Origin of the sequence: Streptomyces sp. NPDC021100, assembly GCF_044333095.1 — a bacterium.
In the GTDB taxonomy this organism is placed as follows: Bacteria; Actinomycetota; Actinomycetes; order Streptomycetales; family Streptomycetaceae; genus Streptomyces.
This window is the reverse complement of the sequence record NZ_JBIRQH010000016.1, coordinates 64,848-89,254: the sequence shown is the minus strand read 5'-3', so window position 1 is coordinate 89,254 and position 24,407 is coordinate 64,848. Positions and strand designations below refer to the sequence as shown.

General features: G+C 72.6%; 23 protein-coding genes, 1 other RNA gene and 1 pseudogene. 12 read left to right on the top strand and 13 right to left on the bottom strand.

Translation table 11 applies throughout. The features are described 5' to 3' along the window. Window positions 1–341: 341 nt before the first annotated feature. The gene (locus tag ACH4PU_RS25810; protein WP_398276575.1) at window positions 342–527 is read left to right on the top strand and encodes a hypothetical protein; all 186 of its coding nucleotides are present in this window, start codon (window positions 342–344) and stop codon (window positions 525–527) included. A gap of 112 nt (window positions 528–639) precedes the next feature. Here the strand turns inward: ACH4PU_RS25810 and yaaA are convergent, their stop codons facing one another. Then, a complete protein-coding gene (gene yaaA, locus ACH4PU_RS25805; RefSeq protein ID WP_398276573.1) occupies window positions 640–1,437 on the bottom strand; it encodes a peroxide stress protein YaaA in 798 nt (265 codons plus the stop codon). Between the two features lie 128 nt (window positions 1,438–1,565). Between yaaA and ACH4PU_RS25800 the strand changes: the two genes are divergently transcribed. Beyond that, a complete protein-coding gene (locus ACH4PU_RS25800) occupies window positions 1,566–3,032 on the top strand; it encodes an RNB domain-containing ribonuclease (RefSeq protein ID WP_398276570.1) in 1,467 nt (488 codons plus the stop codon). Window positions 3,033–3,100: 68 nt separating this feature from the next. After that, window positions 3,101–3,504, top strand: an RNA gene (gene rnpB, locus ACH4PU_RS25795) — RNase P RNA component class A. Window positions 3,505–3,823: 319 nt separating this feature from the next. Here rnpB and ACH4PU_RS25790 read toward each other — a convergent pair. The 3 genes and pseudogenes from ACH4PU_RS25790 to ACH4PU_RS25780 all read right to left on the bottom strand — a co-directional run. After that, window positions 3,824–4,773 (bottom strand): annotated as a pseudogene (locus ACH4PU_RS25790) (IS481 family transposase); the annotation flags it as partial. A 191-nt stretch (window positions 4,774–4,964) separates the two neighbouring features. After that, window positions 4,965–5,819: a discoidin domain-containing protein gene (locus ACH4PU_RS25785; RefSeq protein WP_398276565.1), complete on the bottom strand. Its 855-nt coding sequence runs from the start codon at window positions 5,817–5,819 to the stop codon at window positions 4,965–4,967. A 1,032-nt stretch (window positions 5,820–6,851) separates the two neighbouring features. Continuing rightward, window positions 6,852–7,004 carry a hypothetical protein gene (locus tag ACH4PU_RS25780; RefSeq protein WP_398276562.1) on the bottom strand — a complete coding sequence of 51 codons (153 nt, stop codon included), beginning with the start codon at window positions 7,002–7,004 and terminating at the stop codon, window positions 6,852–6,854. A 184-nt stretch (window positions 7,005–7,188) separates the two neighbouring features. On the opposite strand from ACH4PU_RS25780, the gene ACH4PU_RS25775 reads away from it, so the two are divergent. Continuing rightward, window positions 7,189–7,626 (top strand): hypothetical protein, encoded by a 438-nt coding sequence (locus ACH4PU_RS25775; RefSeq protein ID WP_398276559.1) that lies wholly within the window; start codon window positions 7,189–7,191, stop codon window positions 7,624–7,626. Between the two features lie 1,069 nt (window positions 7,627–8,695). Here ACH4PU_RS25775 and ACH4PU_RS25770 read toward each other — a convergent pair. Beyond that, window positions 8,696–9,175, bottom strand: a complete 480-nt coding sequence (locus tag ACH4PU_RS25770; RefSeq protein ID WP_398276556.1) for a hypothetical protein — start codon at window positions 9,173–9,175, stop codon at window positions 8,696–8,698. Next, window positions 9,139–9,471: an alpha/beta fold hydrolase gene (locus ACH4PU_RS25765; protein WP_398276553.1), complete on the bottom strand. Its 333-nt coding sequence runs from the start codon at window positions 9,469–9,471 to the stop codon at window positions 9,139–9,141. The genes ACH4PU_RS25770 and ACH4PU_RS25765 overlap by 37 nt, the downstream gene beginning before the upstream one ends. 171 nt (window positions 9,472–9,642) lie before the next feature. Here ACH4PU_RS25765 and ACH4PU_RS25760 point away from each other — a divergent pair, with 171 nt between their 5' ends. Further along, window positions 9,643–10,176, top strand: a complete 534-nt coding sequence (locus tag ACH4PU_RS25760) for a hypothetical protein (RefSeq protein WP_398276551.1) — start codon at window positions 9,643–9,645, stop codon at window positions 10,174–10,176. Here the strand turns inward: ACH4PU_RS25760 and ACH4PU_RS25755 are convergent. The 4 genes from ACH4PU_RS25755 to ACH4PU_RS25740 all read right to left on the bottom strand — a co-directional run bounded on the left by ACH4PU_RS25755 (window position 10,119) and on the right by ACH4PU_RS25740 (window position 14,132). Then, window positions 10,119–11,309: a bifunctional RNase H/acid phosphatase gene (locus ACH4PU_RS25755; RefSeq protein WP_398276548.1), complete on the bottom strand. Its 1,191-nt coding sequence runs from the start codon at window positions 11,307–11,309 to the stop codon at window positions 10,119–10,121. The genes ACH4PU_RS25760 and ACH4PU_RS25755 overlap by 58 nt on opposite strands. Window positions 11,310–11,316: 7 nt before the next feature. Then, entirely contained in the window at window positions 11,317–12,060 is a 744-nt protein-coding gene (locus ACH4PU_RS25750) for a zinc ribbon domain-containing protein (RefSeq protein WP_398276819.1), read from the bottom strand. A 13-nt stretch (window positions 12,061–12,073) separates the two neighbouring features. After that, complete coding sequence (locus ACH4PU_RS25745; RefSeq protein ID WP_398276545.1) at window positions 12,074–12,928, bottom strand: Nif3-like dinuclear metal center hexameric protein; 855 nt, start codon at window positions 12,926–12,928, stop codon at window positions 12,074–12,076. 175 nt (window positions 12,929–13,103) lie between these two features. Beyond that, window positions 13,104–14,132 carry an ABC transporter substrate-binding protein gene (locus ACH4PU_RS25740; protein WP_398276542.1) on the bottom strand — a complete coding sequence of 343 codons (1,029 nt, stop codon included), beginning with the start codon at window positions 14,130–14,132 and terminating at the stop codon, window positions 13,104–13,106. 255 nt (window positions 14,133–14,387) lie between these two features. On the opposite strand from ACH4PU_RS25740, the gene ACH4PU_RS25735 reads away from it, so the two are divergent. Further along, window positions 14,388–15,545, top strand: a complete 1,158-nt coding sequence (locus ACH4PU_RS25735; protein WP_398276539.1) for a hypothetical protein — start codon at window positions 14,388–14,390, stop codon at window positions 15,543–15,545. Between the two features lie 427 nt (window positions 15,546–15,972). Beyond that, complete coding sequence (locus tag ACH4PU_RS25730; RefSeq protein ID WP_398276536.1) at window positions 15,973–16,131, top strand: hypothetical protein; 159 nt, start codon at window positions 15,973–15,975, stop codon at window positions 16,129–16,131. A gap of 156 nt (window positions 16,132–16,287) precedes the next feature. Here ACH4PU_RS25730 and ACH4PU_RS25725 read toward each other — a convergent pair whose 3' ends face one another. Beyond that, the gene (locus ACH4PU_RS25725) at window positions 16,288–17,154 is read right to left on the bottom strand and encodes a MaoC/PaaZ C-terminal domain-containing protein (RefSeq protein ID WP_398276533.1); all 867 of its coding nucleotides are present in this window, start codon (window positions 17,152–17,154) and stop codon (window positions 16,288–16,290) included. 238 nt (window positions 17,155–17,392) lie between these two features. Between ACH4PU_RS25725 and ACH4PU_RS25720 the strand changes: the two genes are divergently transcribed. The 5 genes from ACH4PU_RS25720 to ACH4PU_RS25700 all read left to right on the top strand — a co-directional run bounded on the left by ACH4PU_RS25720 (window position 17,393) and on the right by ACH4PU_RS25700 (window position 22,185). Beyond that, window positions 17,393–18,613 carry a sensor histidine kinase gene (locus ACH4PU_RS25720; protein ID WP_398276530.1) on the top strand — a complete coding sequence of 407 codons (1,221 nt, stop codon included), beginning with the start codon at window positions 17,393–17,395 and terminating at the stop codon, window positions 18,611–18,613. Then, complete coding sequence (locus tag ACH4PU_RS25715) at window positions 18,610–19,215, top strand: DNA-binding response regulator (protein ID WP_398276527.1); 606 nt, start codon at window positions 18,610–18,612, stop codon at window positions 19,213–19,215. Before ACH4PU_RS25720 ends, ACH4PU_RS25715 begins: the two co-directional genes overlap by 4 nt. Before the next feature lie 253 nt (window positions 19,216–19,468). Then, window positions 19,469–20,065 (top strand): class I SAM-dependent methyltransferase, encoded by a 597-nt coding sequence (locus ACH4PU_RS25710; protein ID WP_398276816.1) that lies wholly within the window; start codon window positions 19,469–19,471, stop codon window positions 20,063–20,065. A gap of 23 nt (window positions 20,066–20,088) precedes the next feature. After that, window positions 20,089–21,099, top strand: a complete 1,011-nt coding sequence (locus ACH4PU_RS25705) for an N-acetylmuramoyl-L-alanine amidase (RefSeq protein WP_398276524.1) — start codon at window positions 20,089–20,091, stop codon at window positions 21,097–21,099. Window positions 21,100–21,300: 201 nt separating this feature from the next. After that, a complete protein-coding gene (locus tag ACH4PU_RS25700; RefSeq protein WP_398276521.1) occupies window positions 21,301–22,185 on the top strand; it encodes a hypothetical protein in 885 nt (294 codons plus the stop codon). Window positions 22,186–22,259: 74 nt separating this feature from the next. On the opposite strand, the gene ACH4PU_RS25695 is transcribed toward ACH4PU_RS25700, so the two are convergent. Then, on the bottom strand, window positions 22,260–23,747 hold the full coding sequence (locus tag ACH4PU_RS25695; RefSeq protein ID WP_398276518.1) for a M1 family metallopeptidase: 1,488 nt from the start codon (window positions 23,745–23,747) through the stop codon (window positions 22,260–22,262). A gap of 67 nt (window positions 23,748–23,814) precedes the next feature. Continuing rightward, a complete protein-coding gene (locus ACH4PU_RS25690; protein ID WP_398276515.1) occupies window positions 23,815–24,366 on the bottom strand; it encodes a hypothetical protein in 552 nt (183 codons plus the stop codon). Window positions 24,367–24,407: the final 41 nt, after the last annotated feature.

Here is a 24,407-nt window from a genome sequence, read left to right as displayed (position 1 = left end):
CAGGTGTATGGCCCGAACGGGTGATGGCGGAACGCGATACTCCGAACAGGTGATACCCGGACAGGGCTCTTCTCTTCCGGACGGAGGGGGCGAATTCTCCCTTCGAAGGGCGGACGGGGCGGCGTCCACGCGGTGCCCGTGCCGCCGGTCCCGGAGACCGGCGGCCCTCCGCCCACGAGGGGGGTACGCAGTGTCCACCTCCTCACGGCGCCGGGCGGCGAGGCCGGCCCTGGTCCTCGCCGGCGGCCCTGGCCCTGACCACCGGTCTCGCCACCACCGCACCGGCCGCCTCCGGCGAGTTCATCGACCAGAGCCGCGCCACGGGGTTCACCCGCACCTTCGTGGACCCGACGAACAACGTCTGTCTCTTCTTCGAGTTCGGCGCCAACAAGATGGCCAACAGCACGAACAGGACGGCCCGGGTGTACCTCAGCACCGTCTGCGGCGAAGGCGGTTTCGCGGACATCCCGAAGAGCGGTACGAAGACGGTCACGCTCGACGACTTCCACAGCGTGAAGTTCCTGTAGCCGGGCGGGCCGGGGCCGCCGCCCGGACGACGGCCCCGGCCACCCCCACACGCATCCGTCGCCCAACCCACCGGACAGCAAGGCCCGTTGGGCGCCTGCCCCCCGGGGATCCTCAGAGCTCGGTCACCACCACGTCCACCGCCCACGGCCGCCCCGCCTTCTCCGGAGCGCCGCCCTCCACCACGTACCCCAGGTCCCGCAACGCCACGACCAGCTCCCCCGGCCCCGCGGGCACGGCCCCGGCCACGAGCAGGTCGCGGACCATCCGCCCCTTGGTCGCCTTGTTGAAGTGGCTGACCACGGACCGCTTCTCGACCCCGCCCACGACCCGCGACTGCAGCACCCGCACCGTCACCGTGCGCTCCGCCACGTCCCCCTTCGGCTTCCAGGCCGTCGCGTAGGCGGCCGAGCGCAGGTCCAGGACAAGGCCCTCCCCCGCGGCGGCGGGCAGCGCCTCCGCCATCGGCCCGCGCCAGAACGCGCCGAGCGCGCCCAGCCCCGGCAGCTTCACCCCCATCGAACACCGGTAGGACGGAATGGCGTCCCCGACGCCCACCGCGCCCCACAGCCCGGAGAAGACCAGCAGCGACCGCTCGGCGGCGCGCCGGGCGGCCGCCGGGAGCGTGGTCAGGCCGAGCGCGTCGTAGAGGACGCCGGTGTAGATCTCGGCGGCGGGCCGGGTGCCGGCCGTCCGCAGCCCGGCGTTCTTGGCGACCTCCCCCCGCAGCCCGGGGCTCAGCCCCAGCACGTCGGCCGCCTTCTCCTCGTCACCCGAGCACAGCTCCACCAGCTCGGCGAGCACGGCGTCCCGCGCGGCGGCGAGCCCCGGGAGGGAGAGGGCGCCGGTGTCCACCGGGGCCCCGGTCCCGCCGGTGGCCTTCCCCTCGGACGGCGGCAGCAGCACGAGCACGATCGGTTCTCCTTGTGTCCCTGTTCCGATGGCGGCCCCGGCGAGGTTCTTACGGCGGCCCCGGCGAGCCTAACGCCGTACGCCACACTCACCGCGCCACCCGCCCGGCCCGCCCCTACGCTCGGATCATGCCCCGCCGCACGATGCGGGTGACGGACGAGGACCGCGCCCCGCTGCAGAGAGCGCTGCGCGAGCTGCGCGAGCGGACGCACGCCCCCGCCGGGTTCCCCGCGGACGTCCGGGCGGAGGCGGACCGTGCCGCGCGGCGGCGGCCCCGCGTCCCGGCGTACGACGCGACGGCGCTGCCCCTGTTCACGATCGACCCGCCCGGGTCGAAGGACCTCGACCAGGCCCTGCACCTGGCCCGCCGCGCGAAGGGCGGCTACCGCCTCCACTACGCCATCGCCGACGTCGCGTCCTTCGTCACCCCCGGCGGCCCGCTGGACGCGGAGACGCACCGCCGCGCGGTGACCGTCTACTACCCGGACACCCGCGTCCCCCTCCACCCCGCCGTCCTCTCCGAGGACGCGGCGAGCCTGCTGCCCGACCACGACCGGCCGGCGCTGCTGTGGGAGTTCGACCTGGACGCGGACGGGGCCGTCGTCCGTACGGACCTGCGCCGGGCCCTCGTCCGCAGCCGCGCCCGCCTGGACTACCCGGGCGTCCAGCGGGCCCTCGACACCGGCACCGCCGACGAGCCGCTGGCCCTGCTCCGCGAGACGGGCCTGCTCCGGCAGGAGCGGGAACGGGAACGCGGCGGCGTCTCGCTGAACGCCCCCGAGCAGGAGATCGTCCGGCAGGACGGCCGCTACGTCCTGGAGTACCGGACGCCACCGCCCGTGGAGGGCTGGAACGCGCAGCTCTCCCTGCTGACGGGCATGGCCGCCGCCGACCTGATGCTCGCGGCGGGCACCGGCGTCCTCCGCACCCTGCCCGCCGCTCCCGAGCCCGCGGTCGCCGCCCTGCGCCGGGCGGCCCGCGCGCTGGGCGTGAACTGGCCGGACGACATGCCGTACGCCGTCGTCCTGCGGGCCCTGGACCCGGCGCACCCGCAGCACGCGGCGTTCCTCCAGGAGTGCACGGCCCTGCTGCGCGGCGCGGGCTACGCGGTCTTCGACCGCGAACGCCCCGCCGAGCGCCCCCCGCCCGCCGACCCCGTCCACGCGGCCGTCGCCGCCCCCTACGCCCACTGCACGGCCCCGCTGCGCCGCCTGGCCGACCGCTACACGCTGGAGTGCTGCGTGGCGGCGGTGACCGGCGCCTCCGCCCCCGAGTGGGTCCGCACCGCCCTCGACGCCCTCCCCGCCGAGATGGCCGCCGGCTCCCGCCGGGCCGCGGAGGCGGAGCGCGAGTGCGTCGACCTGGTGGAGGCGGCGCTGCTCCGCGACCGCATCGGCGAGGTCTTCGACGCGTACGTGGTCGACGTGATCGACCGCCGCCCGACCGCGGGCACGGTCCACCTCTACGAACCCGCCGTCGTGGGCCACGTCGAGGGCGACCCCGACGGCCCGCCGCTCCACCTCGGCCACCGGACGCGCGTCCGCCTGATCGAGGCGAACCCGGGCCGCGACAAGGTCTGGTTCGCCCCGGCGTGACGTCCCGACCCGATGCCCCGGCGTGACCGCCTCCCCCGACCGCCCGGTACCATGGTCCACACGGCGGACGAGCCGGCCGGGCGGCCGCGTGGGATCTTCGGATCCCCCGAGGAACGTCCGGGCTCCACACGGCAGGGTGGTGGGTAACGCCCACCCGGGGTGACCCGCGGGACAGTGCCACAGAAAACAGACCGCCGGGGATCTTCGGATTCCCGGTAAGGGTGAAACGGTGGTGTAAGAGACCACCAGCGCCTGAGGTGACTCAGGCGGCTAGGTAAACCCCACCCGGAGCAAGGTCAAGAGGGGCCGCCTTCACCGGTGGCCCTGCGCGGACGATCGAGGGCTGCCCGCCCGAGTCCGCGGGTAGACCGCACGAGCCTGCCGGCAACGGCAGGCCTAGATGGATGGCCGCCTCCCCAGGGCCCGCAAGGACCCCGGGAGACAGAACCCGGCGTACAGGCCGACTCGTCCGCCCCTAACCTCTCTGACCTGCGGAAACGCAGAGCTGAGGGGTTTCTTTTCGCCCTGTGGGGAGTATCTGGGGAGTTTCGATCGGGACGCTCGCATTCCCTTCCTGCCGCACCTCCACGGCCACGCGGACGGCGAATGCGAGGAGCGCGCCAAGTTCAGCCATTCCCCGTGCCCCGGATTTCGGCATGAAGTGCACGTAGGTCCGGAGAGTGCGCGCCGGGTCGCTGTGGCCGAGCCAGGCCGCGAGCTAAACGATCGTCTCGCCGGCATGCGGCACCACGGACGCGAAGGTGTGACGAAGGACATGGAATTCGTCCTCTGTATTGCTCCGCAGCGTTGTTGACGCGGGTGATCGGTGGGTGGCCTCCGAGTGCGTGTGGCATCGGTGGTGGTTGTAGGTGTGGAGGAAGTCTGCCAGGGCCGCGGTCCGCTCGTCGTTGCTGGCGTGGGGCCGGATGTAGGCTCATTCGTCGAGCAGGGTGCGGTTGAAGCGTTCGACCTTGCCATTGGTCTGCGGCCGGTAGGCGCGGGTGAGCTTGCCGGTCGCTCCCAGGGTGATCAGGGCTTGTCTCCAGGCCAGGCCCTTGCGGTAGGCCCAGGCGTTGTCCGTGAGGACCCGTTCGATGCGGGTGATGCCGTGGGAGCGGAAGAAGGCGGCCGCGCGGGTGAGGAAGCCCGCGCAGGTCGCGGCCTTCTCGTCACCGTGAACCTCGCTGTAGGCCAGGCGGGAGTGGTCGTCGACGGCGGAGTGGATGCAGTCGAATCCGGTGGTGCGCCGGCGGTCGGGGCAGGCTGCCCGGCCGTGGACGCGCCGGCCGCCTCCGCCGGGGATCCGGCCGAGCTTCTTGACGTCCACGTGGACGAGCTCGCCGGGCCGCTCGCGTTCGTAGCGGCGGATCACCTGCCCAGTGGGCCGGTCCAGGCAGGCCAGGCCGTTCAGTCCGTGCCGAACCAGGATCCGGTGCACGGTCGAGGGGGCCAGGCCCAGGACCGGCCCGATACGGGCCGGGCCCGGCTTCCGGCCCATGCGCAGGGCACACACCCGGCCCTCGACGGCAGGTGCCGCCCGGTGGGGCGTGATCCGGGGCCGGCTGGAGCGGTCGAGCAGTCCCCTCTCGCCCTCGGCCGCGAACCGGCGCACCCACTTGTGCGCGGTCGTCCGCGAGACGCCCATCTCCGCGGCCACATGGGCCACAGGACGGCCGGAAAGAACACGTTCAACCAGCAGACGTCTGCCATGGACGGTCAGCCGGGCATTACGGTGGGACACGAAGGACTCCGGCGTGCGGTGAAGATTCGACACCTCCACCACACCGGAGGCCTTCGCCATGATCAAGGACCCACGAGTGTCAACAACGCTCGTGAGCAATACACCTAGAGCGCGCGGATGAGGCGTGACGCCTTGCTCCGATACAAAGGCTGTGCCTGCGAGCCACTACGCCCGACCAGGTGGGTAGCGCGTCAGGAGATGACGAACTGATCCGACTTGGAGTTCTCGACGGTGCCGATACCGAAGGCGCCTTGCTGCCACGAGCCGAGGCGCACCTCCAGCTTCTCCCCGGGAGCGAGCTTCCCGGTCACGTGAACGGCCAGGCGCGAGGAGCGGCCATGAGAGGTATCCGTCTCCGGGGACTTCTTCCACGACTCGTTCTCGCCGCCGTACTCCAACCAGACGGTGGAGCGCCGTGCGTCGTTTGAGCTCTCGGCCTTCAGTGTGCCGTCGATGGTGTAGCCGCCCTTGCCGTCCCAGCTGAGCTCACCGTAGAAGTCGAGCCAGACGCTGCCCACGAAGGAGCGCTGGGCACTGTAGACCAGTTGTTTCCGACCCGACTTGCCGGGGGCTGGAACGAGCGGCGGGCTGTCCTGGCCATACACCTCGAACCCGGAGAGGAACGCCCCTCGTTCACCCCAAGGGTCGGGGCCGTTGTTGGCCGTGAAGAGCAGTCGCACGTAGCGGGTCGAGGCGCCGTCGCCGGGAAGGTCGATGGTCGCTTGCGGCGTGAAGTCGTAGGCGGCGGAGGGTACGAGCGTGGTGAATGTCGTCCCGTCCTGACTGCCTTCAACGGTCAGCGTCTGGTTCTGCGCGGGCCAGTGCTCGGGCGTCTTCAGCACGATCCGGCGCACCATGCGCTGTGACCCAAGGTCTACCGCGAGCCACTGGGGGAACGGGGCCTTGTACCCGGACTCCCACCACCTGTCGGTGAGCCGCTCGGGCTCCTGCCCCGTGGAGGAACTGCTCGCCCGCATCTTCCTGCCTGCTGCGAGGTCGGCGTCCCCCACCAGGGAGACGATCGCATCGTCCTTCTCTAACGACATGCCGGTCCTCCTCGGACACACGGGTGGCGAAGGTGCTCATGACAACACCTTGATCAATTGCGGTAACTATACGCAATCAAAGAGAGTTGCCCTTCCCCTCCTCGACTGCTCCGGGCTCTGCCGGACGCGGCCCAAGTCCCCTGCTGTTCGAATGGAAGGCGGGCCTGCGCCGGACCACGGGCCCCATCCCGGTCTGTCCCGCGCCGCCCGGCTCAAAGCCCTTGGTAACGGCGTCGTGCCCGTCCAAGCAGTCGTCGCCTCGGAACACCTCCGGGAACGCGCTGCCGCCCGTGACCACGATCCCCTCGCCACTCCCACACCCGACACCTGACCAACCGCCCGTGCCCGGGGGCTCTCCGGAGTCCCCGGGCACGGCCTTCACGAAAGGCCACCACCTCTAGACCGACGCCACCGGCGCACCGCCCGTACCACCGTGCAGACCGCCATTACCCTCGCCGCACTCCTGCCCGTCATCATCGACGCCTCCGGCATCCCCTCCGCCCTCCCACGGGCCGCCGGCGCCCCAGCCCTCGCCGCCGGCCTCACCCGGATCACGGCCATCCCCGGCGTGCAGGCCCTCATGCCTCCTGGCTTCGGGCCCACCCGTCCTTCGCCCCCGCCGTTGACGACCGCGAGGCAACGTGCTCTTCGAGAACTGCAAGTTCGACTACGCCACCCTCGACCGAGTCCGCGCCACCGGCCCGTTGATCTTCTCGAAGTGCACCCCGCGGGACACGACCGTCCAGGCCAGTGACCTCGGCTCAGCGGTCCTCGAAGCGTGTGACCTGCGGCTACCGAGTTCGAGGGTGGCAAACACCGCGACTGCGACCTCCGAGGCAACGACCTGAGCACGCTGCGGAGAGCGGCCGCGCTCAAGAGAGTCCTGATCGACCGTGCCCAGGTTGCCCAACTGGCCGATGCCCTGGCGGTCGAGCTGGAGGTCACCTACGGCGAAGACCTCGACGACGGGTGACCCCCGCCGAAGGCGATCTGGTTCTGTCGGTCCAGATCGCCCCTTCCTCTGGAAGGAGGCTACTTTCCGCTCGCTTGTTGTACCTGCTGAGCTTTATCCATCATGTCCTGAGTGATCGTTCCGCCAACGCCCTTGCCGACGACCAGCGTCGCAAGTTCCATGGCGGCCTCGGCCGCGTCAGGAACCATGGCGCCACCAAAAGCGTCGCTCATCAGACACTCCCTCTAGTGCTGTCTCTCGCTAGCATGCCGAATGCACCTCTGCATCCATATGCCCGATATTCGCCCAACTCTAATACGGGCATTCAGGTGAATAGTGATTCCAATGCGTTGTCTGGTGAGCGGCAGCGCGAACCCACCGGACACCCCCAAAGACGAGAGGGACACTATGGCAGCAGTGAGCTTGCTGTTCGGCCAGTGCGGAAGCCTTCGGGAGCGGTGCGAGATCGGGTCCGCCCGGCTGAGCCGCGGTGAGACGGACTACGAAGAGAGGGCGGTCGTGCCCGCCGGCGACTGGCGGCCACTGAACCCGCGGGAAGCCCAGTGGTTCGAGGCCGAGCCCGGCACCCCCGACGGCACCCTGATCGACTTGGTACGCCAGCCCCTGCCGGTCATGCGAATGGAAGAGGCACCGCACATCCACACCACCGCCGCCGGCCTCTATCCGTTCGCTGACCGCCGGCCTGCCGATTTCCTGGGCTGCGTCACGGATCCCGGAGACGCGTGCGCCACGGCTGAAGACCCCACCACCGGACGACGTCTCGGCCTCCACGTCGACAACTGGGATCACTCCCCTACGGCGCCCGTGGCGACGGCCGCCGTCGGCTCTGCCTGAACCTGGGCCCCGGCATCCGCTACTTCCTCCTCGGAGACCGGGACATCGAAGAGATCTACCGACTCGTTCGCCCCTACCCGGAACGCCCCTACCCGCACACGGACGACGTGAGGCGATACGTCACCCAGGGGCGGCCGCTGCGATGCCTGCGCATCCGACTGGAGCCTGGGGACGGCTCCCCGCGCGCACAGGGGAAACGTGGACTTCGACATCACAGCGGAGGAACAACGGCTTCTCCTCGTGATCGTCGGCCATCCAGACGCCGGCAGCGCGCCGACGGTCGATGACCTGTCCGCAGAACTGGGGCATGACGCGCGATCCGCCGCCCTGTCGGCTCCGGCCGCCACGGCCCCGTACACCGACACCACAAGGGGCATGACCCACGCCACGGCGGGATCCCAACCTGCCAACCACAGCGAGGTCATACTCGCCCGGCGCAGACATGCCCAGCGCGCCACCAAGGACCAACCACATGTACCAGGGCATTCGCTCGTCGGTCGCTGCCCCGCCTCCGTCGCCTGCGCCCGCAGCTCGGCGAGAACCGCCCTGCTCGCGTCGTCGCAGTCCTCACAGATGAGTGACGCGCCGACGCGGACGAACGGCCCGGCGGTGTCGCCGCGGTCCCGGCATTCAAAAGGGCCGTAGTGGCTCACCCCGCCACCTCCGCCCAGCGCCCACGCAGCAGCTCACGGACAGCGGCGCCACCACGCACAGCGGCATCGACGGCACTGGCGGCACCGGCTTCGGCATCAGCGCAGCGGCATGACGGGCACAGCGTCTCGCCGCCGCCGGGCGGAACAACCGGGGCCGCACGTGCTCCCCGGCGCACTCCCGCATCGCTGCCACACGCGGGCCCGCAGCCTCGGCAGCCGCACGGCGGTCGGCCTCGCGCTGCTCAGCGAACGTCGGTACGGCCGGCATCTTCCGCGCGTCAGGCGGTTACGCACCGGCGCGGCCGGGCTGTGCACCGGTCCCCTCGGCCTTGGTCCGGCGCGGCCGGAAGCATCGTCGCCATACGGCCTGGCCCACGGCCACCCCGGTGGCCGAGCGCGACCGGGATGCGACACGGTCAGCCGCCCTCGCCGCCTCCTCCGCCGAGCAGCCGGCGACCGGAGGCCACCTCGTCCAGCAGCGCCGCCAGGTCCGCCGGGCGCGAGAGCATCGGCCAGTGGCCCGTCGGGAGGTGGCGGAGGTCCATGCGGGCCATGGGGGCGAAGACCGGGTCGCCGGTGGCGGCCAGGGTGCGGGCCTGGGCGGGGGTGAAAGTGCAGGCGATGATCGTGGAGGGGGCCTCCATGGGAGGCGCGGGGCGGTCCAGGGTGCCCGTCACCGTCGCGAAGGGCTGGGGGGTGGCCAGGGTGCGGAGGCGGGTGAGGTGGTCGTCGGAGAGGCCGGCCAGGTCGGCCGGGGCCGTCGCCGGGTCGAACGGTGGGGGTGGGAGCCGCCGGCCGTCGCCCTCCTTCGTGACCCGGTCGCGCCATTCGACCTGCGTCTGCGGGTCGTTGAAGTCGATCACCGCCATGTCCGCCGGCAGTACGCCCGTGTCCACGTACACGGTCCGCGCGATCCGGTCCGGGATCCGGGCCGCCGCGCCGGCGCCGGCACGCACGCCCCGCTGTGCCCCACCAGCACCACGTCCCGGAGGCCGCCGTCCTCGATGACGCGGATGACGTCGTCGGTGTGCGTGCGGACGTCCACTTCCGGCGTCGCCTCGGCCGCCCGTTCGGCCAGTCCGGTCAGGGTGACCGGGTGGACGCGGTGTCCCGCCGCCCGCAGTGCCCGTGCCACGTCCTCCCAGACCCATGCGCCCAGCCGGAACCCGGGGATGAGGACGATCTCCGCCATCGCCGCCTCCTCTTTCCTTGCCGCCTGCCATGTCCGGCCGAGCGTAGGGGGATGGCGGACGGCCGGTGGCCTATATGGGGCGCGCCGGGCCCCTCACGCTTCCCCGGCGTCAACTCGCCGCCATGGCAACGGTGATCATCGGGCCGGAACGGCGATAGCCTGCCTCATGCCATGAACGAATTCGTTGACGAGGCACGCTCGCGCGTCGCACACCTGCTCAGGATGGCCAATACGACGGACGACGAGGTGAGAGCGCGGCTCATCGCGTACGCGGACGCCACGCCCGAGCCGCCGGTCATGGACCGGGCGGGGATCGTCACCACGGGCTGCGCCCGGTGCCGGGGGACGGCGTGGCGGCGGCAGGACAGGGACGGGCCCGTGTGGGTGTGCGGGTCCTGCGGGCATGTGGAGGGGGTGACGGTGGAGTGCCCGCACTGCGCGGTGGACATGGAGCCGCCGCTGCCCGGGGCGCCGGATCTGTGGTGCTGTCCCGAGTGCCCCCGCACGGCGGCCACCGGCGAGGGGCCGCGGGAGATCGAGGAGCGGGAGCGGGAGCGTCAACGGCGCCGTAACGGCGGGCTGTTGGGGCGGACCGTCGTCGGGACCGGTGTGATACGAAGCGGGGGTCCCGAAGGCGGCCCCCCGTCTCAGCGCAGGTGCGAGGTGTCGTTCAGCAGCCGCAGCGACGTGTTCCCGTCCGCGTAGTACGCCACCGCCGACAGCGACGCCGCCGACAGCTCCATCTTGAACAGCGACTCCGGCGGGGCCCCGAGCGCCAGCCGCACCAGGGACTTGATCGGGGTCACATGCGACACCAGCAGCACCGTCCGGCCCGCGTAGCGGGTGAGGAGGCGGTCGCGGGCGAGGGCGACGCGGCGGGCGACGGCCGCGAAGCTCTCGCCGTCGCCGGTGGGGGCCGCCTTGGTGGAGGCGAGCCAGGCGTCGAGGTCGGCCGGGTGGCGGTCGCGGACCTCGGCGAACGTCAGCCCCTCCCAGGCGCCGAAGTGGGCCTCGCGCAGGCCCTCTTCGACGTGGACGTCGAGTCCGAGGCGGGCCGCCACCGCGCCCGCCGTCTCGCGGCAGCGGCGCAGGGGCGAGCTGACGACGGCCTGGATCGTGCCGCGCGCGGCCAGCGCGGCGGCGACGGCCTCGGCCTGGCGGCGGCCGGCGGGCGACAGCTCGGGGTCGGAACCGCCGCTTCCGGAGAATCGCTTCTGCGGGGTGAGCGCGGTCTCGCCGTGCCGGAGCAGGACGAACGTCGTCGGCGCCCCGAGGTCGGCGGGCGCGGCCCAGCCGAGGGGTGCGGCCTTCGGTTCCCCGAGCGGTTCCACAGGGGCCGGACCGACCGGCGCCGGCTCCACCGGCGCCGCGGCGTCCGAGGCGCTGACACCGGGCCGCGGCCGCCCCGACGGCTCCCAGGGCAGCCCCCGCTTCCCCGCGTCCATGGCCTCGTTGGCGAGCCGGTCGGCGTGCTTGTTGCGCTCGCGCGGGATCCACTCGTAGACGACCCGGTCCACGGGGAAGGCCAACCGGGCCCGGGCGGCCAGCGGCCGCATGTCCGGGTGCTTGATCTTCCAGCGGCCGGACATCTGCTCCACGACGAGCTTGGAGTCCATTCGCACGGTGATCTCCGCGTCCGGGTCGAGCGCCCGCGCGGCCTCCAGACCGGCGATGAGCCCCTTGTACTCGGCCACGTTGTTGGTGGCGGTGCCGATGAACTCGGCGGCCTCGGCGACGACCTCGCCGGTCGCCGCGTCGAGCACGACCGCGCCGTACCCGGCGGGACCCGGGTTGCCCCGGGAGCCGCCGTCGGCCTCGACGACGAAGCGATGGGCCATCTGCTGCCTACAGCCCCGACTCGGGGGTGCGGACCAGGATCCGGCGGCAGTTCTCACAGCGGACGACGGCGTCCGCGGCGGCGGCGCGCACCTCGTTGACCTCGGTGATGTTGAGCTCCAGGCGGCAGCCCTCGCAGCGGCGCTGGTAGAGGCGGGCCGCGCCGACGCCGCCCTCCTTCTCGCGCAGCTTGTCGTAGAGCTTCAGCAGGTCGGCGGGGACGGAGTCGGCGACGAGGCCGCGCTCCTTCGTCACCTTGGCGATCTCGGCGTCGATCTCCGCCAGGACCTCGTCGCGGCGCGCGACGGCCGCGTCGACCTTGGCCTGGACGGCCTCGACGCGGGCGGTCAGCTCGGTGACGCGCTCCTGGGCGGACTCGCGGCGCTCCATGATCTCCAGGACGACGTCCTCCAGGTCGCCCTGGCGCTTGGCGAGGGAGGCGACCTCGTGCTGGAGGTTCTCCAGGTCCTTGGGGGTCATCCCGGCGCCGGAGTCGAGCCGCTGCTGGTCGCGGGCGGCGCGCTTGCGGACCTGGTCGACGTCCTGCTCGGCCTTGGACTGCTCGCGGGCGGTGTCGCTCTCCTCGGTCTGCGCGGCGACGAGGAGGTCACGGTGCTGGGTGAGGTCCCCTTCGAGGGCCTGGATCTCGGCGTGCTCGGGCAGCGACCGGCGCTTGTGGGCGAGCTGACCGAGGCGGGTGTCGAGGGCCTGGAGATCCAGGAGGCGGATCTGGTCGGCGGGCGCGGCGTTCAGTTGGGGGCTCCTCTTACTGGTGATCGGAGTGATCGGTGGGGGCGGAGGACGCCGCGTGGGCGGTCCAGGGGTCGGTGACCAGGCGCGAGACGTGGGTGCGCAGGCCCCAGCCGTGCCGGTCGGAGATTTCGTCGAGCTGGGCGGCGGCCTGCTCGGTCCAGGGCCACTCGGTGGCCCAGTGCGCGGCGTCGACCAGGGCGAGCGGGCTGTGCTGCCGCGCCTCGGAGACGGGGTGGTGCCGCAGGTCCGCGGTGACGTACGCGTCGACGCCCGCGGCCCGCACCTCGTCGAAGAGGGAGTCGCCGGAGCCGCCGCAGACGGCGACGGTCCGCAGCACCTGCCGCGGGTCGCCGGCGACGCGGATGCCCTGCGCGGTGGCGGGCAGCCGGGCCGCGCAGCGCTCGCCGAACTCGGCGAGCGTCAGCGGCGTCACGGGCTCGCAGATGCGGCCGAGGCCGCGGCGGCCGGTGGGGTCGGTGGGGTCCGGCACCAGAGGGCCGATGACCCGCAGGTCGAGGGCGCCCGCGAGGGCGTCGGAGACACCCGGGTCGGCGCGGTCGGCGTTGGTGTGGGCGACGTGCAGCGCGATGTCGTTCTTGATCAGGGTGTGCACGGCGCGGCCCTTGAAGGTGCCGGCCGAGACCGTGGTCGTCCCGCGCAGGTAGAGGGGATGGTGGGTGACGACCAGGTCGGCACCGAGCTTCACGGCCTCGTCGACGACGTCCTGGACGGGGTCCACGGCGAAGAGGACCCGGCCGACGTGGGCGTCGGGGTCGCCGCAGACCGTACCGACGGCGTCCCACTGCTCGGCCCGCTCCGGGGGCCAGAGGGCGTCGAGGGCGGCGATGACTTCAGACAGTACGGGCACGGGGAAAGGCTACCTGGCTGCGCGGGGCGGGAGGCCTGCCTCCCGGCGGGCGCCTGCGGCGGGGGGTGCCCCGGCCCCGCCCCTTCACCGTTTCTTGCGGGGCAGGCCCCCGCGCCCCCGAAACCGCGCTCCGCGCGGTTGTCCTCAAACGCCGGACGGGCTGGATGCGCGCCCCTTACTTGACCAGGAAGCCCCGCAGGTCGTCCAGCACGCTGTTCGCCGCCGTGACCCCCAGCCCCAGGTACCACGTCTCATCGCTGACGTCGCGGGCGCGCCCCTCCTTGACCGCCTTCAGGTTCTTCCACAGCGGGTTGTCGCGGGCGACGTCGCGCTTGGTGCGGTCGGGGGCGCCGTAGACGCCGGTGAAGATCCAGTCGGCGTCGGCCTGGTCGATCTTCTCGGGGCCGATCTGCACGGCGAGCTCGTCGGCCTGCTGGTTCTTGGGGCGGGGCAGGCCGGCGTCCTTGAGGACGGTGCCGATGAACGACTTCTGCGCGTACAGCCGGGTGAACTGCGGCATGTAGCGGACCATGCTGATGGTCGGCTTCTTCTCGCCGACGTCCTCGCCGAGCTTCTTCGCCTTCGCCTCGTACGCGGCGAGGTTGGCCTTGGCCTTCGCCGTCTCGTCGAGGGCGGCGGCGTTGAGGAGGTAGTTCTCCTTCCAGGTGAAGCCGGGGCGGACGGAGAAGACGGTCGGCGCGATCTTCGACAGGTCCTTGTAGTGCTTCTCCGCGCGGAGCTTGCTGCCGAGGATCAGGTCGGGGTGGAGGTTGTTGATCGCCTCCAGGTTGAGGCCGTTGATGGTGCCGACGCTCTTGGGCTCGCCGGCGTCCTTGCGCAGGTAGGACGGGATGCCGTCGCCGCCCTCGGCGGGCGCGTAGCCGACGGGCTTGATGCCCAGCGAGACGACGTTGTCGAGCTCGCCGACGTCCAGGACGACGACCCGCTTCGGCTTGGCCTTGATCTCGGTCTTGCCGAGCGCGTGGGTGACGGTCCGGGGGAACTGCCCGGCGGCCGCGTCGGTGCCCATGCTCTTGGTGAGGTCGGCGGCCTTGCCGAAGTCCTTGCCGCCCTGGGCCACGTCCTTCGACCCGGCGCCGCCGTCCTTCCCCTTGTCGTCCGCGTCCGATCCGCAGGCCGCCAGGGAGAGCGCGGCGGCGAGGGCGAGGGCTGCGGCGGCCGTACCGCGGCGGCGGAGGGACATGAGGGCGCTCCTGGGGCTGTGGGGTGCCGGAGGTACCGGCCTGACGGTTAGGTCACCCTTACCTTAGAGGGTCCGGACGCCGCGTCACCAAGGGGGACGGACCCTGGCAAGAGAGGCGAGACCCCCGCAAGCACACCCACCCCACCTCCCTCCGGCGAATCGGACAACCTCCACCCTTACGCGTGAAGCCGTCTCACTCGCAGGGTGGGGCCCCGGGCGCGAAAACTACGTTCTGTGCCGGAGGTGACGTTTCTCATGACGGTCTGTGCCCCCCAGAGCACTCCGGAGACCACTCCCCGGCGTGCGCCGATGGACTCCCGACGCCCGGCGTTCACCATCGCGGCCGACGGCTCGTACGCCGCGTGGCTCGCGCTCAGCCGGGCCACGGGCGGCTGGTTCCCGGAGCGCTGGACCCTCGACGGCCCGGAGCCGTACGCGGTCCCGCTGCCCGGCACCCAGCCCGAGGAGCCGGACAGCGAGGTGCTGCCGCTCACCGACGGGAGGGTGCTCATCCGGCGCCGGGTGGCCGAGCGGTACGCCCTGTCGCTGCTCTACCCCACCGGCCCCGGCACCGGCGAGCTGCCGCTCGGCGCGATCGAGTGCCCCTACCTGTCGCTGCTGCCGCCCGCGCCGGACGGCCTCTCCGCGTACGCCCTCGTGCACGGCGAGCGGACGACGACGCTGTGGCGCGTGTACGGCTCGCCCGCCGGGCCCGAGCTGCTGGCCCGGGTGCCCGGCCGCTGCTCCGGCGGCGCCTGGCTCGACCGGCCGGGTCGGCTGCTCGCCCTCGACCGCGAACTGGACGGGCTCACCAAGGCCGTCGTCGTCGACCTCGGCCGCGGCGGGGAGACCACGCCACTGCTGCAGATCGCCGAGACGAGCAACGACCGTCTGGTGCTCGCCGACCCCGACAGCGGCCTGCTCCTCGTCCGGTCGGACGCGCCCGGCGAGGAGCGGCTGGGCTGGGGGGTGCTCGGCTCGGCTCGGCCCGTCCGCTTCCCCGAGTGCCTGCGGCAGCCCGGCGCGGCGGTGACGCCGTTCGCCGTCCAGCCGGGGCAGACGCTGACCCCCGAGGTGTGCTCGGTGGCGTTCCGCGTCGACCGCGAGTCGGGCACGTCGGTGGGCGTCTGGCGGCCCGCGGAACGGCAGTTGCGCCAGTTCCCCGGCCCGCTGGGCTGGGTGGCCGGCGCCGGACTGTGGACGGCCGGCGGGGAGCTGCGCCTGCCGTACGCGACCCCGCACGTCCCCTGCGGGCTGGCCCGCCTCCGTCTGCCGGACCCGGAAGGAGAAGGGGGAATCGGCGGCCCCCTGGGGGAGATGACGGAGAACGGGGGATCCTCGGCTCCCCGGCCGGTGCCGCTCCAGCAGGCGCCGCTCCGGCAGGCACCGCAGCCGCACGCCCGGGTGCGGTAGGGGCGGCGCGGCGGTCGGGTGCGGTGGGCCACGAGCGGTGGTGCGGCGGCCGGGCGTTCGGGCCTGCCGCTCGGGGGGGGCACCCCGGTCGCAAACGCCGGACAGGCCGGTAGAGCCCCGGCGGGAAACCGGGGCGCCGCCCAGCGGCGGCCGGGGGAGAAAGGGCGGAACCGGGGCACGCCCCGGCGGCCGCCCGGGGGGTGGCTCACGCGATCATGGTCCCGTTAGACTTCGGGGCCGGGGGTTGCGCACGTGGTACCGGCGGAGCACCGCGGTGCGCCGAACGACCGCGCGCGGTACGGGCGTTGACCGTACCCAGGACGGCACCCACGGGTGCCACCCGAGGTCGGCGTCCCATGGGCGCCGGCCGGTGCCGAGCCCCCGACGCGCAGAGTACGCACCCACATCCCACGGAGTGACTCCCGACATGTCCGAAGCCCGAACCGACACGACCGAGGCGCGCCCCTTGGAGGCGTCCGCCCAGGCCGCAGCCGGCGGCGCCGGCAGGCACCGCGGCCCGGCGTCGTCCGACGACGCCGGCGGTCCCGCCCACGGCAAGCACCGGCGCACCGCCGAAGCCGCCTGACGAGCGGGTCCCGAGAGACCAGCGGCTCCCGAGAGCAGCGCGGCCCCGGCGGCGGGGCGGGCCCGACCGGCCGGCTCCCCGCCGGGGCCGCGCCGTCTCAGGGCGACGGGCAGCGGGCAGCGGGCGGAGGCAGGGGGCAGGGGCGTCGGCCCGGCCTCAGACGTGGTCGACGACCGTGTCGGCCAGCACCTCCGCGTCGTCCCGCTCCACCACCGTCACGGACGCCTGGACCCGCCCGGGGCCAGGCGTATCGCGCCACATCCGCACCCGCAGCGTCTCCCCCGGGTAGACGACCCCGGCGAAGCGGGTGGCGTACGAGCGGACCCGGTCGACCCGCCCTTCCAGCACCGTGTCCACGACCGCCTTGAGGGTCATCCCGTAGGTGCAGAGCCCGTGCAGGATCGGCCGGTGGAAACCGGCGCGGGCCGCGAACTCCGGGTCTGCGTGCAGGGGGTTCCAGTCCCCCGACAGGCGGTAGAGCAGCGCCTGGTCCTCGCGGACGGCCCGCTCCACGGTCACGTCCGGTGCCCGGTCGGGGAGTCCGAGCCGCGCCGACTCGCCGCGCTCACCGCCGAAGCCGCCCTCCCCTCGGACGTAGATCCGCGCATCGCCGCGCCACAGCGGCCCGTCCACGTCGTCGACGTCGGTGCGCAGCACGATGACGGCCGCCTTGCCCTTGTCGTACACGGCGGCGACGCGCGAGGTCTGCGTGACGCCGTCGGCGCGGACGGGCAGCGGCCGGTGCAGGGTGATGTGGTGCCCGCCGTGGAGCACCCGGGCGAGGTCGACGTCGATGCCGGGCGTGGAGAGCCCGGCCGCGAGGGCCATTCCGCCGCCCGCCACGGTGGCGAAGGAGGGCAGGACGTGCAGCCCGCTCTCCAGGGTGTAGCGGAGCTCGGCGGGGTCGGTGGCGGGGACGCCCGCGCCGATGCCGAGGTGGTAGAGGAGGACGTCCTTGTGATCCCAGGAGAGGGAGACGGTCCGCGGTTCGGCGGCCGTGGCCTTGGCTGCGTCGATGGGCATGGAGAGGGGCTCCTTCGCCGGCACGGGACAACGGGACAGCAGAGCAAAGGGAACTGAGAAGGTAACGAGAACACGTTCCACCAACCGGGTCCCTTATAACCGCTCCGCCGCGGCAGAGGAAGGTCTCCGCGCCCATGGCCACGGCCCCGGCACGGCCCGCCCCGGGACAAATGTCACCACCTTCCCCGTACATCCGGCATCTGCGCAGGTCACAACGGCACTGCCTAGGATGCGACGTATGAAGCGCATGGGCGAGGGAATCGGACCGAAGAAGACGCCCAAAAGGCGGGCCTTCCTCCCGTGGCTCTTCGCCCTCAGCGGCGACACGATCCACATGTTCCTCGGCGACATGCCGCTGCCCTGGCTCGGCGGCCTCGGCGAACTGGCCTTCGCCGGCCTGTACGTGACCGCCGTCTTCACCTCCCTCGACGAGCGCCGGCGCTACACCCGCGTCCCCGTACTGGCGCTGGTCGGGCTGGCCGTGCTCGCGTTCGCCCTCAACATCGGCTACCGCGACTACTGGCAGATGTGCTTCCCGCTGCTGTCCGTCGCCACCGGCATGGTGCTGCGCCACCGGCAGCGGGTGATGAGCGTCTGTCTGGGCCTGCTCGGAGTCTCCTGCGGACTGTCCTGGTTCGTCCGGCCCGACGACGACAGCGCGGGCAGCGTCCTCGCCGTCAGCTGGGGGACGGCCCTGGGCGGCCTGGTCGCGGCGGCCGTCCTCAACCTCTTCGAGGCCATCGCCGTCCTGCGCGCCACCCGCGAGGAACTGGCCCACGCCGCCGTCGAACGCGAACGCCTGCGCTTCTCGCGCGACCTGCACGACCTCCTCGGGCACACCATGTCCGTGATCGTCGTCAAGGCGGAGGCGGTACGCCGGCTCGGCCCCCGGAACCTGGAGGCCGCGCTCGGCCAGGCCGCCGACATCGAGGCGGTCGGCCGCCAGGCGCTCACCGAGATCCGCGAGGCGGTCACCGGCTACCGCGAGGGCAGCCTCGCCACCGAGCTGGACAACGCCCGTTCGCTGCTCGACGCGTCCGGCATCACCGCCGAGATCCGGCAGTCCGGCCCGCCGCTCCCGCCGCAGACCGGGGTGCTGCTGGGCTGGGTGGTGCGCGAGGGCGTCACCAACGTCGTGCGGCACAGCGGCGCCTCGCGCTGCGAGATAGAGGTACGAGGCAAACCCGACCGGGTGCACCTGGAAATCACCGACAACGGCACGGGCGTAGGCTCGGCGGAGTCCCCGGCCACGCCTACGGGCGGCAACGGCCTCAAGGGCCTCACCGAGCGGCTGGCCGCCGCCGGCGGCTCCCTGAGCGCCGGACCCGACGGCCGGCGCGGCTTCCGGCTCGTGGCCGAACTGCCGGTGGACGACGAGCCGTACGCCAGCCCCGGCGACCCGAACCCGAACAGCGACCAGAGCGGCGACAGGCGCGGCGAGAAGGAGCGAGCGGCGTGATCAGGACACTGCTGGCCGAGGACCAGGGGATGATGCGGGGTGCGCTCGCGCTGTTGCTCGGGCTGGAGGACGACATCGAGGTCGTCGCCCAGGTCGGCAACGGCGACGAGATCGTGCCCACCGCCCTCGAGGCGCGCCCCGACATCGCCCTCCTCGACATCGAACTGCCCGGCCGCAGCGGCCTCGACGCGGCGGCCGACCTCCGGCAGCGGCTGCCCGAGTGCCGGGTGCTGATACTCACCACCTTCGGGCGGCCCGGCTACCTCCGCCGCGCCATGGAGGCCGGCGCCTCCGGCTTCCTCGTCAAGGACGGCCCCGTCGAGGACCTCGCCGCCGCGATCCGGCGCGCGCTCGCCGGTGAACGCGTCATCGACCCCGCGCTGGCCGCGGCGGCGCTCAGCGCCGGGCCGAATCCGCTGACACAGCGGGAACGGGACGTCCTGGCCGCGGCGGTGGACGGCGCGACGGTCGCGGACATCGCGGCGAAGGTGCACTTGTCGCCCGCGACGGTGCGGAACTATCTCTCCGCCGCCATCGGCAAGACGCAGACGCGGAACCGGATGGAAGCGGTGCGGGCTGCTCGGCAGAACGGGTGGTTGTAGGGTGCCCCGGTCCCGCCCTTTCACCGTTTCTTGCGGGGGCGAGCCCCCGCACCCCCTCTGGGGGAGTTTGAGGACGAGCGGCGAAGCCGCGAAAGCGGGGTCTGGGGCGCAGCCCCAGGAATCGGCGAAGGGGCGGGCCTGGGGCACAACCCGCCGCAGGCGCCCCACCACCCACCCACCGACCGACCGGCAAAGGACGACCGTGCCCCCCAAACCCGAAACCCTGACCGCCTTCGAAGAAGCGAAGGGCTTCATGCCGCTGGACGAGGGCCTCGCCCTCCACCAAGCGGCGCAGACCGCGGCCGCCGAACTCGGCCACCCCCTCCTCGAAGTGGGCACCTACTGCGGCCGCTCCACCCTCCTCCTCGCCGACGCCGCCCGCGAGGCCGGGACGACGGTCGTGACCGTCGACCACCACCGCGGCAGCGAGGAGCAGCAGCCCGGCTGGGAGTACCACGACACGTCCCTGGTGGACGACGCCCCGGGCGTCGGCCGGATGGACACGCTCCCGACGTTCCGCAGGACGCTGTACCGGGCGGGCCTGGAGGACCACGTGGTCGCGGTCGTGGGCCGCTCGCCGCAGGTGGCCGCGTTGTGGGGGACGCCGCTGGGGCTGGTGTTCATCGACGGCGGGCACACGGACGAGCACGCGACGGCGGACTACGAGGGCTGGGCGCCGCACCTCGCGCAGGGCGGGCTGCTCGTCGTCCACGACGTGTTCCCCGACCCGGCGGACGGCGGCCAGGCTCCGTACCGGGTGTACCTGAGGGCCCTGGAGTCGGGTGGGTTCACGGAGGTGTCCGTGACGGGGTCGATGCGGGTTCTGCGCCGGACGGGCCCCGCGATCTGACGGGCGGCGCTAGCATCGCCCGAGTGTCCTACGGCAGCTCTTCTCGTCACCCCGGCCGCCGCCGGCCCGCCCGGTCTGCCCGGTCCGCCCGCCGCGCCCGTCCCGCCGTCGCGGCCCTGACCGCCCTGCTGCTGGCGGCGGTCGCGGGGTGCGACGACCGTGACGGCCCGGCCGACGGCGCCAAGGCGTCCGCGTCGTCCGGTGGTTCCCCGTCCGCGTCGGCCGGCCGCTCCCCCGCGGCCGTCCCGCCGTCGTCGCCGCCACCGGAGGCGAAGAACGCACCGCCGTCCCCGTCCGGCTCCCCGGAACCGCCGAAACCTTCCGCCCCGCCCGCGGGCGACGGCGGCGGTGGGGACGGGCCGCTCCACGGGAAGGTCGTGGTCATCGACCCGGGGCACAACATCCACAACCAGCAGCACACGGCGGAGATCGACCGGTCCGTCGACATCGGCACCGGACGCAAGGAGTGCGACACCACCGGCACCTCCACCAACTCCGGTTACGCGGAAGCGACGTTCAGCCTCGACGTCACCCACCGCATCCGGTCGATCCTCCAGGCGCAGGGCGCGACGGTCACTCTCACCCACGACGGCGACCGGCCGTTCGGCCCCTGCGTCGACGAACGGGCCGCCATCGGCAACAAGGCGCACGCCGACGCCGCGCTGTCCGTGCACGCGGACGGCGCCGCCCCCGGCCAGCGCGGCGTCCACGTCATCCTGCCCGCCAAGGTCAAGGGCGGCCGGGCGGACACCACCCCGATCGTCGACCCCTCGAAGGAACTGGGCGAACGCGTCCTCGGCAAGTTCGTCCAGGCGACCGGAAGCATCCCGTCCAACTACGTCGGCCACAACACCGGTCTGGACGTCCGGAGCGACCTCGGCGGCCTCAACCTCTCCACCGTGCCGAAGGTGTTCATCGAGTGCGGCAACATGCGCGATCCGCAGGACGCCGCCCAACTCACCGACGACGGATGGCGCCAGAAGGCGGCCCAGGGGATCGCCGACGGCATCCGGGACTTCGTCCTCAGCCGGTAGCGAGCCGCCGGCTCGTCAACCGAGCCGTATAACGGCAGGCCACGGGCGTGTCACGAGGTCGAAACGAAGAGGCGCCCTGGACACCGGGGCGATAGGTTCCCCCGTACGATGGGGGGCCGCGTTCGTCCGCGCCCTCCCGTCTCGCGTCCGGCGACAGCGACGAGACCGACCGATTCTGAAGGCACTGACAAAGGATTTCAGGTGAACTTCCGCTCCCTCACTAGAGGCGACGGCGTGGTGATCGGAGCAGCGGTGTTGCTGTTCGTCGCGTCGTTCCTCACCTTTTACTCCATTGACTGCAGTGGCGGCCTGGAGTGCAGCGCCCTCAGGGACAAGTACGAGTACAACGGCTGGAAGAGCGACCTCTTCCCGGTGCTGCCCTCCATCTTCCTTTCCGGAGTCATCGCCGCCGCGCTGATCGTCGCCGCGCGTTTCCAGCCGGCCGACCGCAAGGTCGCGGGGATCGCCCTCGACCACTGGGGTACCGCGTTCGCCGTCTTCGCCGCCTGGTCCTCCCTGTGGGCGCTCGGTGGCGGCGGTGAAGGCCGCTCCGCCGGTGTCGGCCTGATCCTGGGTCTCATCGCCAACCTCGCGATGGCCGCGGCCGCTCTTCTCACCCAGAAGGTCCCCGCGCTCAAGGCCCCCCTCATGGGCGCCCCCACCCCCCAGGTCCAGTCCCCCTACGGCACCGGCGCGCACCCCGGCTACGGCTACCCGGGCCCGGGCGGTCCTGGCGGTCCGGCCGGCGGCTCCTTCGGGGGGCAGCCGTACGGCGCGCCGCAGCCGGCCGACCAGTCCGGTCCGCAGCAGGCGGCCGGGCAGCAGGCCGCCGGCGGTACGGGCGGGGTTCCGGCGGCGGGTGCGCAGGCTCCGGCCGCGGGCGGTTCGGACTTCGCGCCGTTCTGGTTCGCGGTGCCGGTGAACCGTCCGCTGTTCCCGGAGGACGGCGGCCAGACGCCGATCGCCGAGCTGGCGCCGGGCACCTGGTACCTGGCGGTGGACCAGCGTGGTGCGGCGCTCGTCGCGCAGACGCAGGACGGCCGTCGCGGCGTCCTCCAGGACACCTCGGGCATCCAGCGCGGCTGACGCGCCCGCGCTCCGTCGCACGAGAAGGCCCGCCGGACTCCCCGGCGGGCCTTCGCCGTTCCCCCGCCACCGCGCTAGCGGTGGTCCGGCTTGGCCGCCTTGAAGAGCCAGGTGTCGAAGAGGTCGCCCAGGTCCCGGCCCGCCTTCTTCTCGCACAGCCGGATGAAGTCGTCGGTGCCGACGTTGCCGTACCGGTGGTCGCTCAGCCAGGTGCGGAGGATGTCGAAGAAGGTGGCGTCCCCGACGGTCTCGCGCAGCTTTTGCAGCACCATCGCGCCCCGGCCGTACACCGGCCGGCCGGATATCGTCGCGGCGGTGGGAGAGGCGGGCGGGAAGGACCAGATGGTCTCGTCGTCCTTGCCCCGGCTCTCCGGGTCCGCGCCGTCGTAGTAGTCGTCGAAGATCTGCCGTTCCGTGCGCCCCTTCTGCTGCTGTGCCTCCCACATCCACTCGGTGTACTGGGCGAAGCCCTCGTTGAGCCACATGTCACGCCAGGTGCGCGGGGTGACGGAGTTGCCGAACCACTGGTGGGCCAGCTCATGGACGATGATCTTGTCCTTCGGCGGCTTCTCGTAGTACGGCTTGGCCTGGATCTCCAGCGGATACTGGATGTACGGGTTCCGGTCGATGACCGCGCCCGACGACGCGAAGGGGTACGGGCCGAACAGCTTCTCCTCCCACGCCAGCACCTTGGGCACCATCTCCTTCATGTGCCGCGCGACCTCGTCCTCCCCGCCCGCGTAGGCGATGTACACCGGCACGTCGCCCTTGCCCCCGCCCGCCGGGGCCGTCGTCTCCACCACCTGGAACTCGCCGACCGCGACGCTCGCCACATAGCTCGCCATCGGCTCACCGCTGTGCCAGCGGAAGGTGGTCCGGTCGTTCCCGCCCTCGCCCTTCACCGTCTCCGAGCCCTTCGACTCACCGTTGGCGACGGCGGTGAAGCCTTTCGGAACGGTGACGGTGAAGTCGTACGTCGCCTTGTCGGACGGGTGGTGGTTGCCCGGGAACCAGGCCATCGAGCCCTTCGGCTCGCCGAGTCCGACCGCGCCGTGGTCCGTCTCGATCCAGCCTTCCAGGGAACCGTCGGGGTCGCGGATGGCCTTCGGCCGGCCCTGGTAGGCGATCTCCGCACGGAACTCCCGGTCCCTGGCGAGCGGGTGTGCCGGCTCGATCCTGAGCTTGGTGCCGGAGCGGGAGGTCTTCGCGGGCTTCCCGTCGACCTTGGCGGACGTCACCTTGAGCCCCGTCAGGTCGAGGGTGAACGCGCTCAGCTCCTTCGTCGCGCGGGCGGTGATGACGGCGTTGCCGTCGAGGGTGTTGCCCTCGGGCCGGTAGTCGAGGGTCAGTCCGTAGTGCCGCACGTCGTAACCATTGTTGCCGAGGGTGGGGAAGACCGGGTCGCCGACGCCCGTCCCGCCCTCCTCCGGGCGCCCACCGCCCCCGCCCCCGCCGTCGCAGCCCGCGACGAGCACGAGGACCAGGGCGAGCGGGAGGGCGAGAGCGGCGGACAGCGTCCGGCACGGCACCGAGCGGGGGGCGGCTTCCGTCGTCCGGTTCATGGGCCCCATGCTGTCATCGGCTCCCGGCCGGCCGCCGGGGCCGGAAGCCCCGACGGGCGGCTATCGGTCAGCCTTTCTGGAGCTCGCTCGCCGACGGCACCTTGTCCGTGACGGGGGCTCCGGCGCTCTTGCCCGCGTCCTTGACCTTGTTGATGACGCTGTCGACGGAGTTCACGTCGCCGTCGGTGGCGTCGCCCTTGCGGAGCTTGGTGCCGAGCCCCTTGAGGGAGTCGATGCCGGCGCTGACGGGGGCCAGGGCCTTGGAGAGCGTCGGGTCGCCCTGGGCGTTGCGGGTGGCGGCCTTGAGGCGGTTGTAGGTGAACACCCCGGCCAGGCCTGCCTTGACGAGGGCGCCCGTCCGGCCGTCCGCCCCCTTCTTGAACGCGCCGTTGCGGTACGGCTTGATGATCCACTGGTAGGCGGCGCCGGACGCGAGCCCGGCGTTGGCGACGAACCGGGTCTTGGCGAATTTCTGCTTCTCGATCGAGCTCGTCGGGCTCGCCTCGCCCGCGGACTTCTTCTCCTTCTTGTCGCCACCGCAGGCCGAACCGGCCAGCAACAGGCCGCAGACCAGCGGCAGGACGACAATGGTGCGGCGGGCACGGGCACGGTCGGTCACGCTTGCCTCCGGGGCCGGCGGGCACGGTACGGGACCAGCGT

Excerpts from the sequence above, each read along its gene's own strand:
- ACH4PU_RS25800 (WP_398276570.1), top strand. The coding sequence starts at position 1,566 with ATGCCCCGCCGCACGATGCGGGTGACGGACGAGGACCGCGCCCCGCTG.
- ACH4PU_RS25785 (WP_398276565.1), bottom strand. The coding sequence starts at position 5,819 with ATGTCGTTAGAGAAGGACGATGCGATCGTCTCCCTGGTGGGGGACGCC.
- ACH4PU_RS25780 (WP_398276562.1), bottom strand. The coding sequence starts at position 7,004 with ATGAGCGACGCTTTTGGTGGCGCCATGGTTCCTGACGCGGCCGAGGCC.
- ACH4PU_RS25765 (WP_398276553.1), bottom strand. The coding sequence starts at position 9,471 with ATGGCGGAGATCGTCCTCATCCCCGGGTTCCGGCTGGGCGCATGGGTC.
- ACH4PU_RS25760 (WP_398276551.1), top strand. The coding sequence starts at position 9,643 with ATGAACGAATTCGTTGACGAGGCACGCTCGCGCGTCGCACACCTGCTC.
- ACH4PU_RS25755 (WP_398276548.1), bottom strand. The coding sequence starts at position 11,309 with ATGGCCCATCGCTTCGTCGTCGAGGCCGACGGCGGCTCCCGGGGCAAC.
- ACH4PU_RS25740 (WP_398276542.1), bottom strand. The coding sequence starts at position 14,132 with ATGTCCCTCCGCCGCCGCGGTACGGCCGCCGCAGCCCTCGCCCTCGCC.
- ACH4PU_RS25735 (WP_398276539.1), top strand. The coding sequence starts at position 14,388 with ATGACGGTCTGTGCCCCCCAGAGCACTCCGGAGACCACTCCCCGGCGT.
- ACH4PU_RS25730 (WP_398276536.1), top strand. The coding sequence starts at position 15,973 with ATGTCCGAAGCCCGAACCGACACGACCGAGGCGCGCCCCTTGGAGGCG.
- ACH4PU_RS25725 (WP_398276533.1), bottom strand. The coding sequence starts at position 17,154 with ATGCCCATCGACGCAGCCAAGGCCACGGCCGCCGAACCGCGGACCGTC.
- ACH4PU_RS25720 (WP_398276530.1), top strand. The coding sequence starts at position 17,393 with ATGAAGCGCATGGGCGAGGGAATCGGACCGAAGAAGACGCCCAAAAGG.
- ACH4PU_RS25710 (WP_398276816.1), top strand. The coding sequence starts at position 19,469 with ATGCCGCTGGACGAGGGCCTCGCCCTCCACCAAGCGGCGCAGACCGCG.
- ACH4PU_RS25695 (WP_398276518.1), bottom strand. The coding sequence starts at position 23,747 with ATGAACCGGACGACGGAAGCCGCCCCCCGCTCGGTGCCGTGCCGGACG.